The following is a 15,287-nucleotide window of genomic DNA, read 5'->3' on the forward strand; positions in this document are numbered from 1 at the left end:
GCACACGCCGGCTGCAGCTGCAGCTTAACGACGCGTATTCGGCGTGCTGAACAGATCCTCGTTCTCCACTGCAGGTTGACCGGAGCGCTCCAGCTCCGCTCTCTCCTTGCGCAGCGTCTCGGACACATGCTCAGTGTCCTGTACGACGCGCTTGCCGATCGAGATCTCCTCGGTCGCGACCGGCCGTTTCGTCACTTCGACGCGCTCCTCGCTGACCGGGATGCGAATCGTCTCGTCTTTGCCGATCGCTGCCCCATCCGTCGCGCCGTCATGAATCGCATGGCGTTCGATAACGACCTCCTCGCGCTGGACGGGCACTTCGATCGATTGCCGTTCCTCGATAACGTCCTTGTGTACCGACACCTCGCCGGTACGGACGCGCTCCTTGTCCACGTTGAGCCGCTCCTCATGCAACCTGAGCGTATCGCCTTCCTTCACGTCCGCTGCGGAAGCGGTTGAAGCGGAGGAAGCCGCCGACGAAGTGGACGGGCCCGACGCGGCGTCGACCAGATCGTCGCGAGATTCGCCGTCGAGGTTCGCATAGGTATCCGCGTTCAGCGAGCCGTAGCCGCGGAAAATGTTGTACACGCGGCTTTGGCGAGCCGTGTCCGCATCGACGATGACGAGCAGCTTGTGATCGTTGACATACTCGTTGTAGCGCTCCGCTTCGTCCTCCGGAATGCCGAGGCCGATCAGGCCGCCCACGAGACCGCCCGCTCCCGCGCCGACTGCCGCACCCGAGAGGGTTGCCGCGATCGGTCCGGCGGCAAGCAGCGGACCGATGCCCGGCACAGCGAGCAAGCCAAGCCCCGCCAGCAGCCCCGTCACGCCGCCAAGCACGCCGCCCGTCGCCGCGCCGGTCGCGATACCCTGAGGCGCCTTTGTGCCCGTTTCCTCGTGAATGTCTTTTAATTCCTTTTTATTTTTGCTGACGACCGAGATCTGATCCGAGCTGTAGCCGAGCGCCTTCAAGTCCTCAATCGCAGAGATGACCGCTTGCTCCGAATCAAAAACACCTACGATATGCCGATTGTCATTGTTGTTCAGATGCTTTGCCATTATTCTCAGCCTCCTGATCGGTGTAGTTGTGTATGATTCGTTCACAACCTCTATTTAACCGATCCCAGACTTTCTAACATTAAAATTGGCCCTTTTAAAATGAGAGGAAGATGAACAATTCCTAACGCGAAAGGTTGTTTCAAAATGAATCCCGTTTTTCTGCTCAGTGCCGCTATTGGGCCTGTTGGCGCGCATGTGCGTGCAATAGCGGCGCTTAGCAATCAGCGTTTTCGCGCTATGAACGTGATCCAAGTGCCTCTGAACTCTATTTCTTGACTATATTTCGTTTCTCGAATCTTTTGCGGGAGCTGCTTCTCAAGCATGATTTCCCAGTCCGCATAGAGTTCTCTTAAATCGGCAAACGCGCTGTCCGTCTTCATGTTAAGCTCAATTCGTCCATCCTGAATCTCGCCCGACGCTAACAAGCATTCTTGGACCTCGGTACTCATGAGAATGGCATTCATGCCGTTCTCCTTTGTTCCATGAATCATTCGCGACACGACTGCTCTAAACGCTTCGACCGAAGACACATGCTCCAAGCATGAACAGGCAACGATATAGTCGAAATAAGCGGTTGGAATGGCGTATGCTTCGGCATCCGCCGTTTCCGCTCGAATCTGATCCCGAACGTCATACGTTCGAGCATTCTCAAGCAAGTAATCGATCGCGGAAGGCAGCAAATCAACACAGGTGATCGTTCCGTTAAATGCTTTCACTTTTTGGGCTAAAGGAATGCTGTTTCTGCCCACTCCACATCCCAAATCGAGCACCCGTATATTTTGGAGGTTCATTAACTCAAGCGTGTCCAATACAACCTTAACAGGCTTGGACAACCATGTTCCTGGCGCAAAGAGCGCATGCTCAGTCAGCATAAAACTTTTCGTGATAATTCATTTCCTCTGTCCGCGCTTGAAGGAACCTATCCATTTATCTCTCCCGCAATATCAAACTTAAAAAATGGACGTCCGATACTCCTCCTTTCATTGCAGCGACTTTCTCATATTCGTGTAATACGGCACGAATCCGACTTTTTCCCAAAAGCGCCGTCCCTCTGGATTCGTCTCCAGCACGTCAATCAGCATCGCTGCGACGTTGCCGAATCTTTCTTTTAATCGTTCAATTCCTTCGCGGCCATATCCATTGCCTCTCTCATTCCGGTTAATAAAAAACTGTCTGATATATACTTCCATTTCCGTATCTTCAAAAGGCGCGGGCTGGATTTTATATACTGCATAACCGATCACCTTTTCTTTCACGAGTAACAAATCGATGCTCCAACCGCTTCTTAGCCAACCGAGTATCCTGTCCCTTAGTTGATTCAGGTTCATGGGATTGCGGCTGCCCTCATCTTGAATCAGTTGAAAATTCATTTCTGCAATAACATCTGCATCAAACTCCGACGCCGATTTTATAGTAACGTTCATTTAAATTAGCCCCCGCTATAGAACTTCCAAAGTTAATTCCATTTCCGTGTTACTTGCATGAATTTTGTCTCTTCGAACCTCAATTCATAAATATCCGGCATTGTCGCAGACTGCCAAAAATCAAAATCATATTGTTTATCAAAATAGTTCATCATCAACGTCATGATGTCCCCGTGCGTTCCTAATACAATCGTTTTTCCGGCGTGCTCATGTAAAATTCGTCTAAGTTGATCGATCGCTCTTTTTTGAGCCTCATCGCTGGATTCTCCATCTTCGAATGCAAAGTGAAAATCACTGTAGACCTTCCGCTTGGCGTCCCTAAAGGTACCTTCCTGGAAGACTCCAATTTGTCTCTCTCTTAAGTCTTCAATAATCGTAATATCCTTCTCGCACGCGTCGGCCAGCGGTTTTATCGTTTGGATCGCTCTCTTGTACGGGCTAGAAATAAAAAGATCGATCCCTTCTTTCGGTAAAAGGGAAACGATTCTTTCGGCGTCTATTTTTCCTTTGTCCGACAGACCGCGCGTTCTTTCCATTCCTTCGATAAAAGGCGATTCTGCGTGCCGCACCAGATATAAAATCGTATTAATGACTGTCCCTGCTTCCTTAGATTCACGTTAATTATGATTGAGCGCCCAAATAATGTTGAATGGCATCGTCATCCCATACCTGTACTTCGATATACCGCTCGGGCCCATGCGCTCCGTCGTGATTCCACTCTTGAGGCCAACCGTATCGTTGAATGATTTCTTGTATTTCAGATAGGGTGTACACATTCCCTCTATATGGCTTGCCGTCGTTGTATCGCATCGTTGGAAAAAGATCGCCATATGTAAAACTAAGCGACTCCGGGTTAAACGCCTCGATTGGAATTTTAAGTTCTTTCCCTTCGACATACCAATCTTTAAGCCAATTACACGGACCCAACGTCATATAATGCGGATACTGCTTTGTAGCTTTACCGCCCTTCTGAATAAAAGCCGCCCGAGCCCTTTGCTCTAAATCAAATCTAATTAGCAAGTAGTCTTCCGCTCTTTTGCTCGCAAAAACAGCGTTATCTTTCTTCAAATCTTTCATAATATGCTGAGCTTCAGATACGGTGAGCGCCGACAAGTTTTTAAATGGACCTGTTTTCGATTCATAATAATGGAACAGGTAGCGCAGCTGCCCATTGAATACCGATTTTGGGTTCATTCAAATATCGCCTCGCGTCGACTGCTTTTCATGAATATTTCAATTGGATATGGATTTGAAATTTCGGGAATTTCGTTCTCCTTGAAATACTTCAAATCCTTCATTTCTTCATTGTCCGGACTTAAACTTCCGCCTGTTATTTTACAATCGAACACAATCGACAGGTATTCTACTTTATGTCCATTGCTATACGTATATCTATGCTGATTCCCGCCGAAGACGCCAATGATTCTGTCGGGAGAAACGATCAAACCTGTCTCCTCCAGCACCTCACGACAGACCGCTCCAGCTGGCGTTTCGCCAAGTTCAATAGCTCCAGCGATGAGTCCCCAGGCCTCTTCTCCGTGCTTTCTCCCGAACAATATTTCATCCTCGGCATTCCGAATAATAGCGACAACCGCCGGCATAAATATGAAATCCGGTCCAAACTTGTCTCTCAAATCTTTATAATATTTAGACATCGTCATGGATAGTCGCTCCTTGCCTTAAACTCATAATGTAGTCAAATACATTTTCCATCGCTTTAATTTGAAGACGCTCTTCCAGCTTTTCGGAAATGAACGTAATTGCCTCTGCTCGTTCTTTAATACTTTCCTCGAATTGGACTTCTATATCGGTTATCATTACTTCTTTGCTTGTGTACCAATCAAATCTCTCAAGTATGTACATTTCTTTTAATGTTAGAAATATGGACAAAAAATCTCGGATATTTCTCGCTACGAGCTTGACTGTATTTTCAAAGCACATCGGCTGGATAAACAAAATAGGTGCTTGATCTAAATCCGAGATGGTACCGCTTTCGGTACTAAAAGCAAAGTGATCGCCATCAACGCCCGTAAATGCAAACACTTTTGCATCGTCAGGCGTACAGTCGTATTTCCGACCTTCTTCACTCCGAATCATTATTCCTATGTAATCTTCTAGACGAGTATTAAACTCCGCAAACAAATCACGATCAAGCTGGAGCAGGGCTATTAACGTTTTAGAATTTAATAGATTCGCCAATGCCAATCCTCCCGCAGGTATATCGATATTTTTCAAATATTCGTCTCATCCGCAAATTCAACACAAAAGGGCTGCGATTCAGCATCCAGGCAAAGTTCAATTCTCTCTCTGAAGTTTTTCCATTTTACCATCTCCAACGCTTGTTCAATTGGAAAAAAGCCCGAATCCAGACTTTCCTCCGTTCGAATCAATTCGCCTCCGATGGGTCTGGCTAGAAATAACGTATTGCATATCGAATTCCCCACGTTCTGAAAAATTCCGCAAAATCGAATGATCTCGATGTCTATTCCCGATTCTTCCTTCGTTTCCCGAATGGCCGCCTGACTTAAGGGCTCTCCGATTTCTACTTGACCGCCGGGCATCTCCCAACCTCTCCTTGGACCATTAATCAGCAACAGTTCGTTTTTATCGTTGATTACAATAGCAGCTGCGGAAACGATATGTTTTGGCGGACTCATCTGCCCACTCCTTCAACCTGGGATATTTAAATTCAAAAAATAAGATTTTCGTTCATAGCGATTCCCAACTCTTCGCAATAGTTCTTATCTAGCCGACGTTTTTTACGTTCCCTTATTATTTTGGTGTAAAACAAATATACCACTACACCTAAAAATTGGTAGTGGCATTTGTGCTATCCTATAATTTCATTGTCAATAAATTGGGGTTTGCCGGGGAGATATTCAAGGACTAAACTGTCTTCTCCATTATAAAAAACAGTTACTTCATCTAAAGCGTCTGTATTGGATGATAGTACGTACACATGTCTAATCTTTTTTCTTTGATCAAAGAAGGTATAAACCAAATAAACCAAACTGGTGTTATTGTATGAGATAAATGAATTTTTCCATTCTTTATACTTACCTTTAGCCACATGACCTATTTGAATCAAGTTGATCTTCTTGTTCGCTCGGATAATGCTTATACACAACAGAGCTCCCCCGGTTAGAAGCGCTGCCACCGCTACAAGCAGTAAATTTAGATCTCCATTCAGAGACAGGAACAATATGACGATCCCTACCGCGACGATCAAGAAGCTCATCTTTGTAAATCTTGAACCTAACCGAATTTTAAATTTGAGCGTTGTAGGCAAATGTCTCAATATATGATCCTCTAATTTAACTTGGCGTCTTTTATTTAAACCCAGAATATTCCGTTTTCGTCTACCGCCTTTAGCTGCTCCTCAAAGTTCGTATTCGGCTCGATATCATCGATAAAATGCCACTTTTCTTTGCTGTCTTTCCAGTAGACCTTCCAAAGTCCGTCCTCAAACCTGAATTGAGCGATCGGATATTCTACGCGGTGCCCAGGCTTATAAGCAGGCTTTTCTTGTGACAACGTTACTGTGTTGCCTCTGAACTTGTACTTAATTTGAATTTCATGCTTTAAATGGTTGGGGATTTTTTTATCTTTATAGTTATCAACAATTTTTTCAATACGCTTTTTGGTGAATGAGTCCAACATATAGTCGCTCCTTATTTTCTTAAAGATCTAAACTCATATGAATAGTAATGAATTTGTTTGCTCCGATACTACTTATCTTTATATCGAATGGTTTGAATCCCAACTTGGTATAAAAAGCTAAGCCCCTTGAGTTCGTGCTGTGACAAGCGAGTTTGATTTGATTGGCCCCTAAATTAAATTTAGCTTTTTCGAGCATCACCTGCAATAAATATTGGGACGCCCCTTTCCCTCTGTAGTCAGACGAAACGATTACATTTCCCAGCCAGAAGTCACCATGATCTTCGTCTTTATAAATATTAGCGTATGCTACCGCTTCTTGCTTGTCACTATCCATAATAACTGTAGGTTCGAATCTATCCTTGACCAAATCCAATATTTGCTCAGGCGTTAGCGGAAAGTGAAATCGGGGACTTATATAAAATAATTCTTGTTCCGATTGAGGAAATGTACAAATCGATTCTAGATCTTTTCTTTCAAGGGCTCTATGTATATACATATTTTCAGCCTCCAACGGCACGTTCACTTATTGCTTTTCGCCTCAACAAACTTCCGTACTATCTCCCGAGATGAGCAATATCTTTATAATTGAGTCTTCATTTTCTTCTTAATCAATCTGATCTGACCTCGATGATTGATTTCATCCTCAAAAACGTGAAACCACATAAAATAACGATTCGCTTGTTTCCCGTACCAGAACGGCTCCTCATGATGCAACCACTCATCGTCAACCGTTTTAAATAGCTCATACGTTCTCGCTCTGACTTCATTTAGCTTATTTACGTAATAAGTCAGATCATTTCCCCGAATGGCTTGCCGTCCTTTCTCACCCAGGTCCAGGGCTGGCCCCCAGACCAACATTTCCTCTTCGTTCAAGTCTCGCTTCTCGAACGTTTCCAATTGATAAGCGAATTCAACCGCTGCAAAATGCAGCAATAACGCGCCGATCGAATTGCTGTCCGGATCCATTAAATAATCCAACTGTTCAATCGTCAAATTTTTTGCGGCTTCCAAGGTTGTATATCTTGCATAATTCATCATCGAGAGCAGCCGGCTAACCTGGGGCGTATAGCCTTGAATGTCGGTAATCAGGTAAATGCGGTCCATGTTAATCATCTTATTTGGCGTACCTCTCTTTTAATGTTTTCATGAAAACTTGAATTGGTTTTTCATAATCGATCGGTCTATAAATCAGCCTGTTAAGCCATACGCTGAGGTCAATCGCATGGTCAAACTCGACGCCTTCACAATAAAGAGACATTTCTTTCATCGTTCCTAACACACTGCGATCAGTTGTTTTCCCGATAACAATTTCCCCTGCTTCAAGGAGATATTGATCGATATGGCTGTTCTCTACTCCTTGCAGCTTTAGATATCCCTTGAATTCTGTTACAAATTTTTGTTGAAGCTTAACAAGCTGACCGCTTCGAATTCCGTCAATAATGATGCATAACCGACTAAAATCGTTTACGAAAATAATATGCTTCTTTCGCAATTGAAGGATATTTACATGCCAACTGAATAATGAATTTTCATCATTTAATTCAAACGGAGTAACCTTCATATCTGTTAAAAGTTTTTGAGTAAGTCTAAGCGCCAGTATGATAATCGCTCCTTTGTTCTCGTGAACCTAGCATTCTGAGTGGTCAATGCCCCTTAATATTGCTTTCATATATAAGTTTTTTGAGTCTCTCACTTGTTTTTTTAGATAACTTGTATCCTGTTTCAGTGTTTGGTAATTTTAAGTACATACCTATTTGTGATCTTTCGGTATTCATGATGTTTAAATGATATTGTTTGCGTTCTTCATTCTCCATATTAAAAGTCATCAGAAAAACTGCAGCGTAATCTAAACTTCCCTTCATCCGTTTCCCTTTATTAATCGCCTTTACAAACAAGGATATGGACTTTCTGTCGTCAAAGTTTTTTATATTAAATGGAGGATTATCTTGCATGAGGCAACTTTGAATACACTCAAGCGTTACACTATTAACTTCGCTCAGTTTAGGATTGTTTGATGAACACCCTGCGATTACGAATAATAAAACAAGAAATGATATAATTCTGGTTTTAATGTTCGAATCCTCCTTTCCCAGCAATGTCATCTACAACATACCTTCTCCTTTGCTAATCCCACCAACTCAACAATTTTCCTTCTGTGTTAAGCTCATCAGCATCAACACAAAACTCAATAAAATCATTTTTAATTTCCTCTGTCACATATTTACCAGGGACATAAAGTCCGTCAATTGTTATTCTATAATCTTCCCTATCCGGTCCAACTAAGTATCCACTTGCTAAAACTTGTGGATGTTTCGTCATGAAAATAAAAATATCTTTTACAAAGGGAGCAGCATTCTGTGCATCATTTGGATCAATAAATTTATTTGTTCTCAACGTTTAGTTCAGTTTCATTGATAACATGATGAACTTCTGGAATCTTGAAGTTTACATCCACCGTATGTCCTTGATCAGAGCACGAAGTAAGGACTATGAGAGAACATACAATAAATAAGCTTATTAAGGTTTTCATAGCCACCTCCGCACGGATACATTATCTTTTTATCGCTCTCGAGATATATTTCAATTCTTTAATCGCGATTCTTCCATCAATCGTATTTTCTTTTAACTTCTCTTCTAATTTTTATATCCGCCATTTCTCCTGGCGATCATGTCATACCATTCTGTTCCCATGTAGCAACTCCCCCTAAGTGATTGCGTTGATTTCCTGCTTACCTTCTGAATGCACCGCTTTGCAAAGTTGACATCCTGAAGCATCATTTAAAGCCCTGGTCTTTATCCGCTCGATCTAGTTCATAATCTATTGTTATATTTGTAACGACCTTATTATTTAATTCAAAAACTAACTTTTTAGTCCCCTTTATATAAGCAAGTTTATTTTCTATCTGTTCATCCGGAAACCCATATTTATTAAGCAACTTATCAACGTTGTCTCCCACTTTAACTCCTCGAGAAGTTGGAAGCTTATATAGTTGAATGCCAGCTATGTAATCTCCATCTAATGGATTCGTCCCATTACCCATGATTGTTATTTCAAACTTCGTATTTGTGTTATTAGGGTAATGTAAATTCCAGCGAGAGTACCCATTATCGAAACCTTGACTCACCAAACCATAATTATTTTCTATATCCTCATCGCTAATTCCTAATGTTGAGTCAATCGTTGGCAGAATAGTTTCGTCGATTTGCATATTCCGGTATGAAACCCTAAAGTCATCCTCTGAGAGTGGTTGGATTGTTGTCTTTTTCTGACATGCTGTCAAAAGTAAAATACAACATACTATCGAAAAGAAAAATGTTTTCATATGATGTCCTCCATCACAAAAAAATCCGCAATGCTTCTTACAGACGTTGTAGTTCTTGGTTGGATCCTTCCAACATTTTTCCTCTATTTTATCATTTATTGTATTTAAAAGCTTAGGTGTGAAACTCGGGAGCGGGAAAAAATAAGTTATAATGTGACTACGAAAAACTTCGCTGGGCTAGGGAACCAACCGAGCGCTCCGCGTTGGGCCTGTCAACTGCTGAGCACGATAGGATAAACGTATCCGATCTTATACCGAGGGGTGAGCATCATCTCATCGAATATTCTTATTGTCGAGGATGACTTGGAAATTCACGGGTTACTGGTCAACTGCCTACGCACGGAAGGCTATCATACTACCTCTGCTTATACAGGGGAGGAAGCCATGAGCTTTATCAAGCAAATGTCTTTCCAACTTCTGATATTGGATCTGATGTTGCCTGAGATTGACGGTTACGAGGTGCTCCGCCGCGTCCGTGAAACCCATAACATTCCCGTGCTGATCTTGTCGGCCAAAGGGCAAGAGGTGGATAAAATCATCGGTCTCGGACTCGGGGCGGACGATTATTTGACGAAGCCATTCGGGCTGGGGGAATTGTCCGCCAGAGTCAAGGCGATGCTTCGACGCTACTTTTACTTCAACAACCATTCGAACAACCATTCTCCAACCGTGCTGACCCATGGCGAACTGGCGATCGACTTGCATACCTATGAAGTCACTTCCCTTGCCGGCAAAATGACGCTGACAGCCAAAGAGTTTGATATTTTAAAGCTGTTTCTGAGCTATCCCACCCGGGTATTCACGAAGTCGCAAATTTTCCAGGCTGTCTGGAAAGAACAAACGATCTCCGACGAGAATACCGTCATGGTTCATATCCGACGGCTGCGCACCAAAATCGAGCCGGATCCGTCAAACCCGACCTATATCCAAACGGTGTGGGGAATCGGGTACAAACTGGGGGAGGCCGCGGGTTGATGCCGGCGTACATCCCGATTTTCGTTATCCTGCTGGCCGTAATCAGCTTGCTTGGTTATCGCCAATGGCGCATGAAGCGGCAATTGGCGCTGATGACCGCGCGGGTTGAAGAGATACGTGCGGGAGCCATCAACCAAAGAGTGCGCCTCCCAAACAGCAGCTCCGTTTTGGTCGCACTCGGAGGAAGCATAAACCGGCTCATAGACGATTTGCAGCAAAACATGGAGAAGCTGAATCTGCTGGAATCCGAACGAAAGAAGATGATTACCCACTTATCCCATGATCTGTGCACACCGTTGACAGCGATTATGGGATATGTGGAAGTCATGCAACGTGACCGGACCTTGACGGAAGACATTCGGCAGCAGTACTTCCGGATCATAGCCGCCAAGGGAAACAAGCTGGATGCATTGGTCAGGGACTTTTTCGAGCTGTCCAAATTAGAAGCCGACGATGACGCGCCGGAGCCCGAAAAATTAAATATCATCGAGAAAATGCAGGAGTCGGTCCTCTCTTTCTACCAACAGTTCCAACTCGCGGGGCTCACGCCGCAACTGGAATTTCCGGAGCGGCACGTTTATGTTTGGGGAAACAGGCAGAGCATCGAAAGAATCATGAACAATCTGCTGAGCAATGCACTTCGTTACGGTGCGAATGGCGAGACGATCGGCATTCGGGTGCGTGAAGCGGAAGCACGGGTGTGGGTCGACGTATGGGATTGCGGCCAAGGAATTTCGGAGACCGACTTGCCCCATGTCTTCGAGCGCCTCTACACCGGCAAGGCTTCCCGCAACACGAGCCAGCAAGGCAATGGACTAGGTCTGACGATCGTCAAGAAACTGGTCGAGAAGCAGCGCGGCGAGATTCAAGCGAGCAGCATTCCGAACGAGCGGACCGAGTTCTCATTCTACCTGCCTCGGGCAACTTAAGAAACATGTAAGAAATAGTTCAATCCGATGTAAATCCGCTATCGTATAATCAATCCAACCCATGCGAATGGTTACGAAGCTAGCTTCGCAAAAGCGCTAAGGAGGTTGGAAACGAGTGGAATCTATCTTGAAGACAAGCGGCCTTACCAAAAAGTACAAGACGCACACGGCCGTTGACGGAATCAGCCTTTCTCTAAAAAAAGGCGAAATCTACGGATTCCTCGGGCAGAATGGCGCCGGAAAAACGACGACGATCCGCATGATCATGGGCTTGATCAAGCCCACTTCCGGACGGATCGAATTGTTCGGGAAGGACGCGGAATCAAGCCGCAAATCCGCTTTCGAACGCATCGGTTCGATGATCGAAATCCCCGGTTTTTACACGAATTTGACAGCTGTCGAGAACTTGGACATTCACCGACGGATGATGGGGATGGGGAACAAGGAGAGCATAGAGGAATCGCTGGAACAAGCCGGTTTGCTGGACGCCCGCAACAAAAGAGTGAAAAATTTCTCGCTGGGCATGAAGCAGCGACTTGGCATCGCACGCGCCTTGCTCCACCATCCGGAATTGCTTATTCTCGACGAACCGACAAACGGACTGGACCCGGCCGGAATCAAGGAAGTGCGGCAGTTAATTATTGACTTAGCCTCCAAGCGGAATATTGCCGTGCTCGTATCCAGCCATATCTTAAGCGAGATCCAGCAGATGGCGACGAAGCTGGGCATCGTGCATCGCGGAAAGCTGGTTGAGGAGATCGAGCAGCAGGAACTGCAGATGAAAAACAGGCATTGCGTCGAATTTAAAGTGAGCAACGAGCGCGAGGCGGTCATGCTGTTAGAACAAAAAATGGACATTCGCGACTACTCTGTTCCCGAACCGGGGGTTATACGGGTGTTCGAACAGTTGTCGGAGTCGGCCGCCATCAATCGAATGCTGGTTGAGAACCGGATCGAGGTTGCGGAAATCACGATGCTGCGCGAAACCTTGGAAGATTACTTCCTAAGCTTGACGGGGGGCGAACGCAGTGCTTAACGTTTTCTATGCCGAGATATTGAAATTAAAACGCACCCAGCTCCTGTGGCTGACGCTCTTCGGCGGCATGCTGCCGGCCGTATTATCGATATTCGGGCAATCAAGGAGCTTGAATTGGAACGATTTTTTGATCAACAATTCTCTGTTCCTCAATGTCATGATCGCGCCGTTGCTGCTTTCTCTGCTCGCAGGCTTTGTTGTCGTTCGGGAATACGGCGATAATACGATTAACCAGCTTTTCGTATACCCGCATCATCGTGTGAAGATCCTGATCGGCAAGATGATCATCATTCTGTTCTTATCGACGGCAATCTTTGTGTTGAATTATGCTTTGACCTTGGCGGCGGGCAGCATCATGAGCGACCAGCAGCTTTCAGAAGCGTTATTCTGGAAGTTCACCCGCGCAAACGCATGGATGTTGGCGTTCCAAGCGCTGCTTATCCCGGTTACGATGACGGTAGGGATCATAGGCAAAAGCTTCATTCCGCCCATTGTGCTGGGAATCGTCGCCGTACTCATCAATATGATGGGAATGCAAGGGGTTGAAGACCATATTGCCGGGCGCGTTACCTTTGTCAGCTATATCCCTTTCGGCTCCATGATCGTACACTTACTGGATATGATGAAAGCGAACGTCCCCGATGATATATACCGCATCCATGCACTCTATCCGCAGGCAGCCGTCTTCTTGTTGTTTTTTCTCTTTAATGTATTCTACTACACGAAATCCGAGGTCCACAGCGGTTCTTGAACGTTTTCAAAAAGTAAACGTAAACGTCCATCAAGGCTCTGTTTGGGAGCCTTAATGAACGTTTCCGGTAGCCCGCCGACTCCATACGGAGACCAGCAGCAAAATCGCCGGCCAATATATATGTTTCGCGCCCGGAATTTCAAGTGATTCTCAAATTGAATCTAGGCCTCGGGAATGTGCCGGATTTCAACCCGCTTCCCCGAATTCCATCTCGCGGACCGAGGGACCGTAGGTACGAAGCGTAATTCATTGTTATGTGTTGGATGGGCCATTTTTACAAAGATAACGACACGTCCTTTAGTTCAATTCTATTTCCTTCTGGATCAATGATAACCCCAATGGTTCCCCATGTATGTCTATAGACCTTAACATCTAATTGTCGTTTTAGAACTTCTAACGTCTTGTCAAAGTCCTCTATATCAATTCTAATTACTGTCGGATTTTGAGCCCTTGTCTTTTCGACTTCAGATTTCACACCATTAGCCTCAACCATTAAATAGCTGTTACCAAAATTAAATATGGTCAAATTCTCTTTCTGCTCTCTTATAGAAAGTCCAAGTTTTAAACTATAAAAGTCAACATTTCTTTTGTAGTCTTCAAGAAACAGGATAAATCCAGTTTCCCTTATCTTCATAAAGAATTTCCTCATTTATTGGTTTGTATGTTGCCAGAATTTAAACGAACGTTACCTTATTCACGATTGCAAAAGGCCTGAAGGTCACAAAGCTTCTCTCAATTCCATCTGGCGGACCGAGGAGCGGTAGGCTCCGAAGCGCGAATACATTGTTATCTGCTGTTCCGACACTTCTCAAACTTTCCTCATAGTTTCTATTTCTTTAGTTCAATTATGTAAGCATGTGGAATTTCATCTATCTGATATTGTGTCCTAAAGATCATTCCGTGACCTGCAATGATGACATATTCGAAGTTCAAGTATCTATTCATAACACCTTCTATCCTTGTTTTCATCATTAAACTTGATTCCCATAATCGGGTTTCTCCTTCAGGGTATATTCCTTTATGTTTATCAAAGTCATCTCCGAGTTCTTGTAACTGTTCTAGCGTGTCAAAATGAAATGACAAATCAGGTTGCCATTCCCTCAAATCAAATTCAACTTGCACTTCTATATTCAACTGTTTAGATAAAATGGCTGCTGTTTGAAGTGCCTGGGTATAGGGTGAGGATAAAATGATTTGTGCCTTTTTTAATCGATCATCTTTAGAAGCTTCATAAACTTGCTGAATACCGTTTTGTGTTAGTGGAACAAGATCTCTTCCATATCCTTTTAGCTTGTACTTTTCATTAATATCCCACTGGGGTTCCCTGTGCCGGATGAGATAAAATATGGTCATTTGAACTCGTCTTTCCTGTTTTTATATGTCTTCGAGGAATGGCCGATAACGTTCCCGTATCACGATGCCGAGAGGCTGAAAGTTGCCAAGACGACCCGGTCCGACCGGACTTAGCCTCGCAAGTGCGTTCGATTATTCTTCCATTTAGCCCTACATATTAATTATAAATCCAGTCTTTTTGCCTTTAATGAATCCAGCATTCTCATAAAATCTATGTACTTCTTCCCTTTGAGAACCGGTTAAAAGCATTACTTTATAGCAATTCATTTCTTTTGCCATTTCTTTAGCTTTTTCTAATACCGTAATCCCAAATCCCATTCTTCTATAATCTACATGCGTAATAACATTCTCAATCAAAGCGTATGGTCTTGCACTTCTAGTCAAATTCTTAATTATAACCAGGACACAAGATGCCACAAGTTTCCCGTCATGTTCTACTACAATAATTTTCATACTCTGATCTTCTAAAATATTTTGCCAATGATCGTACAGGCTCTGGTCTATTTCCAGCACAGGATCTGATGGTTGTAAAAACTTATAAAGTAATAAAAGATCTTTTAATTCGTCTTCGCGGATTAATCTGCATACTGTCATTTAAATGCACCTGCTTTCGATACAAGATATCGGCGGTTTCATTTAACGTTTCCGTATTCACGACACCGAGAGGCTTATAAACCGAAGGTCCGTCTGCTTACTGGCGCAGTTAGCCACGCAGGTGTGTACGTCTGATTCCACTTCCCCAATAATCTATCTGGTCAACCGAGAATCGGCGAAAAT

23 protein-coding genes are annotated in these 15,287 nt (G+C 44.2%); 4 read left to right on the forward strand and 19 right to left on the reverse strand.

Annotation, left to right across the window (positions count from 1 at the left end):
• Positions 1 to 24: 24 nt before the first annotated feature.
• The 16 genes from KVT38_RS20115 to KVT38_RS20190 form a co-directional block, all read right to left on the reverse strand.
• Entirely contained in the window at positions 25 to 1,059 is a 1,035-nt protein-coding gene (locus KVT38_RS20115; protein WP_217595536.1) for a YsnF/AvaK domain-containing protein, read from the reverse strand.
• Positions 1,060 to 1,280: 221 nt separating this feature from the next.
• Positions 1,281 to 1,931: a class I SAM-dependent methyltransferase gene (locus KVT38_RS20120; RefSeq protein WP_254639370.1), complete on the reverse strand. Its 651-nt coding sequence runs from the start codon at positions 1,929 to 1,931 to the stop codon at positions 1,281 to 1,283.
• Between the two features lie 108 nt (positions 1,932 to 2,039).
• Complete coding sequence (locus KVT38_RS20125) at positions 2,040 to 2,483, reverse strand: GNAT family N-acetyltransferase (protein WP_217595537.1); 444 nt, start codon at positions 2,481 to 2,483, stop codon at positions 2,040 to 2,042.
• A 32-nt stretch (positions 2,484 to 2,515) separates the two neighbouring features.
• Positions 2,516 to 3,052 carry a histidine phosphatase family protein gene (locus KVT38_RS20130; protein WP_368859133.1) on the reverse strand — a complete coding sequence of 179 codons (537 nt, stop codon included), beginning with the start codon at positions 3,050 to 3,052 and terminating at the stop codon, positions 2,516 to 2,518.
• Between the two features lie 52 nt (positions 3,053 to 3,104).
• On the reverse strand, positions 3,105 to 3,677 hold the full coding sequence (locus tag KVT38_RS20135; RefSeq protein ID WP_217595538.1) for a hypothetical protein: 573 nt from the start codon (positions 3,675 to 3,677) through the stop codon (positions 3,105 to 3,107).
• Positions 3,674 to 4,144, reverse strand: coding sequence for an NUDIX domain-containing protein (locus KVT38_RS20140; protein ID WP_217595539.1), 471 nt, complete (start codon positions 4,142 to 4,144; stop codon positions 3,674 to 3,676). The genes KVT38_RS20135 and KVT38_RS20140 overlap by 4 nt, the downstream gene beginning before the upstream one ends.
• The gene (locus KVT38_RS20145) at positions 4,131 to 4,718 is read right to left on the reverse strand and encodes a hypothetical protein (protein WP_217595540.1); all 588 of its coding nucleotides are present in this window, start codon (positions 4,716 to 4,718) and stop codon (positions 4,131 to 4,133) included. Before KVT38_RS20145 ends, KVT38_RS20140 begins: the two co-directional genes overlap by 14 nt.
• Positions 4,715 to 5,140: an NUDIX hydrolase gene (locus tag KVT38_RS20150; protein ID WP_217595541.1), complete on the reverse strand. Its 426-nt coding sequence runs from the start codon at positions 5,138 to 5,140 to the stop codon at positions 4,715 to 4,717. Before KVT38_RS20150 ends, KVT38_RS20145 begins: the two co-directional genes overlap by 4 nt.
• Positions 5,141 to 5,313: 173 nt before the next feature.
• Positions 5,314 to 5,721, reverse strand: coding sequence for a hypothetical protein (locus tag KVT38_RS20155; protein ID WP_217595542.1), 408 nt, complete (start codon positions 5,719 to 5,721; stop codon positions 5,314 to 5,316).
• Positions 5,722 to 5,816: 95 nt separating this feature from the next.
• Positions 5,817 to 6,143 (reverse strand): DUF3024 domain-containing protein, encoded by a 327-nt coding sequence (locus KVT38_RS20160; RefSeq protein WP_217595543.1) that lies wholly within the window; start codon positions 6,141 to 6,143, stop codon positions 5,817 to 5,819.
• Between the two features lie 19 nt (positions 6,144 to 6,162).
• Entirely contained in the window at positions 6,163 to 6,666 is a 504-nt protein-coding gene (locus tag KVT38_RS20165) for a GNAT family N-acetyltransferase (protein ID WP_368859134.1), read from the reverse strand.
• 56 nt (positions 6,667 to 6,722) lie between these two features.
• Positions 6,723 to 7,256: a DinB family protein gene (locus KVT38_RS20170; protein WP_217595544.1), complete on the reverse strand. Its 534-nt coding sequence runs from the start codon at positions 7,254 to 7,256 to the stop codon at positions 6,723 to 6,725.
• Position 7,257: 1 nt separating this feature from the next.
• Entirely contained in the window at positions 7,258 to 7,749 is a 492-nt protein-coding gene (locus tag KVT38_RS20175; protein WP_483298183.1) for a DUF6933 domain-containing protein, read from the reverse strand.
• A 37-nt stretch (positions 7,750 to 7,786) separates the two neighbouring features.
• Positions 7,787 to 8,245, reverse strand: a complete 459-nt coding sequence (locus tag KVT38_RS20180) for a YhfM domain-containing protein (protein ID WP_217595545.1) — start codon at positions 8,243 to 8,245, stop codon at positions 7,787 to 7,789.
• A 22-nt stretch (positions 8,246 to 8,267) separates the two neighbouring features.
• The gene (locus KVT38_RS20185) at positions 8,268 to 8,537 is read right to left on the reverse strand and encodes a hypothetical protein (RefSeq protein ID WP_217595546.1); all 270 of its coding nucleotides are present in this window, start codon (positions 8,535 to 8,537) and stop codon (positions 8,268 to 8,270) included.
• A 380-nt stretch (positions 8,538 to 8,917) separates the two neighbouring features.
• Positions 8,918 to 9,466: a hypothetical protein gene (locus tag KVT38_RS20190; RefSeq protein WP_217595547.1), complete on the reverse strand. Its 549-nt coding sequence runs from the start codon at positions 9,464 to 9,466 to the stop codon at positions 8,918 to 8,920.
• A gap of 270 nt (positions 9,467 to 9,736) precedes the next feature.
• Between KVT38_RS20190 and KVT38_RS35575 the strand changes: the two genes are divergently transcribed.
• The 4 genes from KVT38_RS35575 to KVT38_RS20210 all read left to right on the forward strand — a co-directional run bounded on the left by KVT38_RS35575 (position 9,737) and on the right by KVT38_RS20210 (position 13,157).
• Positions 9,737 to 10,441: a response regulator transcription factor gene (locus tag KVT38_RS35575; RefSeq protein WP_217595610.1), complete on the forward strand. Its 705-nt coding sequence runs from the start codon at positions 9,737 to 9,739 to the stop codon at positions 10,439 to 10,441.
• Positions 10,441 to 11,370 carry a sensor histidine kinase gene (locus KVT38_RS20200; RefSeq protein ID WP_217595548.1) on the forward strand — a complete coding sequence of 310 codons (930 nt, stop codon included), beginning with the start codon at positions 10,441 to 10,443 and terminating at the stop codon, positions 11,368 to 11,370. Before KVT38_RS35575 ends, KVT38_RS20200 begins: the two co-directional genes overlap by 1 nt.
• 115 nt (positions 11,371 to 11,485) lie before the next feature.
• Positions 11,486 to 12,406 carry an ABC transporter ATP-binding protein gene (locus KVT38_RS20205; protein ID WP_217595549.1) on the forward strand — a complete coding sequence of 307 codons (921 nt, stop codon included), beginning with the start codon at positions 11,486 to 11,488 and terminating at the stop codon, positions 12,404 to 12,406.
• Positions 12,399 to 13,157, forward strand: coding sequence for an ABC transporter permease (locus KVT38_RS20210; protein ID WP_217595550.1), 759 nt, complete (start codon positions 12,399 to 12,401; stop codon positions 13,155 to 13,157). The genes KVT38_RS20205 and KVT38_RS20210 overlap by 8 nt, the downstream gene beginning before the upstream one ends.
• A 274-nt stretch (positions 13,158 to 13,431) precedes the next feature.
• On the opposite strand, the gene KVT38_RS20215 is transcribed toward KVT38_RS20210, so the two are convergent.
• The 3 genes from KVT38_RS20215 to KVT38_RS20225 all read right to left on the reverse strand — a co-directional run bounded on the left by KVT38_RS20215 (position 13,432) and on the right by KVT38_RS20225 (position 15,104).
• Positions 13,432 to 13,791: a VOC family protein gene (locus tag KVT38_RS20215; protein WP_217595551.1), complete on the reverse strand. Its 360-nt coding sequence runs from the start codon at positions 13,789 to 13,791 to the stop codon at positions 13,432 to 13,434.
• 194 nt (positions 13,792 to 13,985) lie between these two features.
• Positions 13,986 to 14,510: a histidine phosphatase family protein gene (locus KVT38_RS20220; RefSeq protein ID WP_217595552.1), complete on the reverse strand. Its 525-nt coding sequence runs from the start codon at positions 14,508 to 14,510 to the stop codon at positions 13,986 to 13,988.
• A 150-nt stretch (positions 14,511 to 14,660) separates the two neighbouring features.
• Positions 14,661 to 15,104 (reverse strand): GNAT family N-acetyltransferase, encoded by a 444-nt coding sequence (locus KVT38_RS20225; protein ID WP_217595553.1) that lies wholly within the window; start codon positions 15,102 to 15,104, stop codon positions 14,661 to 14,663.
• Positions 15,105 to 15,287 lie beyond the last annotated feature (183 nt).

This window comes from Cohnella sp. GbtcB17 (assembly GCF_019091135.1).
In the GTDB taxonomy this organism is placed as follows: Bacteria; Bacillota; Bacilli; order Paenibacillales; family Paenibacillaceae; genus Cohnella.

Excerpts from the sequence above, each read along its gene's own strand:
- KVT38_RS20115 (WP_217595536.1), bottom strand. The coding sequence starts at position 1,059 with ATGGCAAAGCATCTGAACAACAATGACAATCGGCATATCGTAGGTGTT.
- KVT38_RS20120 (WP_254639370.1), bottom strand. The coding sequence starts at position 1,931 with ATGCTGACTGAGCATGCGCTCTTTGCGCCAGGAACATGGTTGTCCAAG.
- KVT38_RS20125 (WP_217595537.1), bottom strand. The coding sequence starts at position 2,483 with ATGAACGTTACTATAAAATCGGCGTCGGAGTTTGATGCAGATGTTATT.
- KVT38_RS20135 (WP_217595538.1), bottom strand. The coding sequence starts at position 3,677 with ATGAACCCAAAATCGGTATTCAATGGGCAGCTGCGCTACCTGTTCCAT.
- KVT38_RS20140 (WP_217595539.1), bottom strand. The coding sequence starts at position 4,144 with ATGACGATGTCTAAATATTATAAAGATTTGAGAGACAAGTTTGGACCG.
- KVT38_RS20150 (WP_217595541.1), bottom strand. The coding sequence starts at position 5,140 with ATGAGTCCGCCAAAACATATCGTTTCCGCAGCTGCTATTGTAATCAAC.
- KVT38_RS20155 (WP_217595542.1), bottom strand. The coding sequence starts at position 5,721 with ATGAGCTTCTTGATCGTCGCGGTAGGGATCGTCATATTGTTCCTGTCT.
- KVT38_RS20160 (WP_217595543.1), bottom strand. The coding sequence starts at position 6,143 with ATGTTGGACTCATTCACCAAAAAGCGTATTGAAAAAATTGTTGATAAC.
- KVT38_RS20170 (WP_217595544.1), bottom strand. The coding sequence starts at position 7,256 with ATGATTAACATGGACCGCATTTACCTGATTACCGACATTCAAGGCTAT.
- KVT38_RS20180 (WP_217595545.1), bottom strand. The coding sequence starts at position 8,245 with ATGACATTGCTGGGAAAGGAGGATTCGAACATTAAAACCAGAATTATA.
- KVT38_RS20190 (WP_217595547.1), bottom strand. The coding sequence starts at position 9,466 with ATGAAAACATTTTTCTTTTCGATAGTATGTTGTATTTTACTTTTGACA.
- KVT38_RS20200 (WP_217595548.1), top strand. The coding sequence starts at position 10,441 with ATGCCGGCGTACATCCCGATTTTCGTTATCCTGCTGGCCGTAATCAGC.
- KVT38_RS20215 (WP_217595551.1), bottom strand. The coding sequence starts at position 13,791 with ATGAAGATAAGGGAAACTGGATTTATCCTGTTTCTTGAAGACTACAAA.
- KVT38_RS20220 (WP_217595552.1), bottom strand. The coding sequence starts at position 14,510 with ATGACCATATTTTATCTCATCCGGCACAGGGAACCCCAGTGGGATATT.
- KVT38_RS20225 (WP_217595553.1), bottom strand. The coding sequence starts at position 15,104 with ATGACAGTATGCAGATTAATCCGCGAAGACGAATTAAAAGATCTTTTA.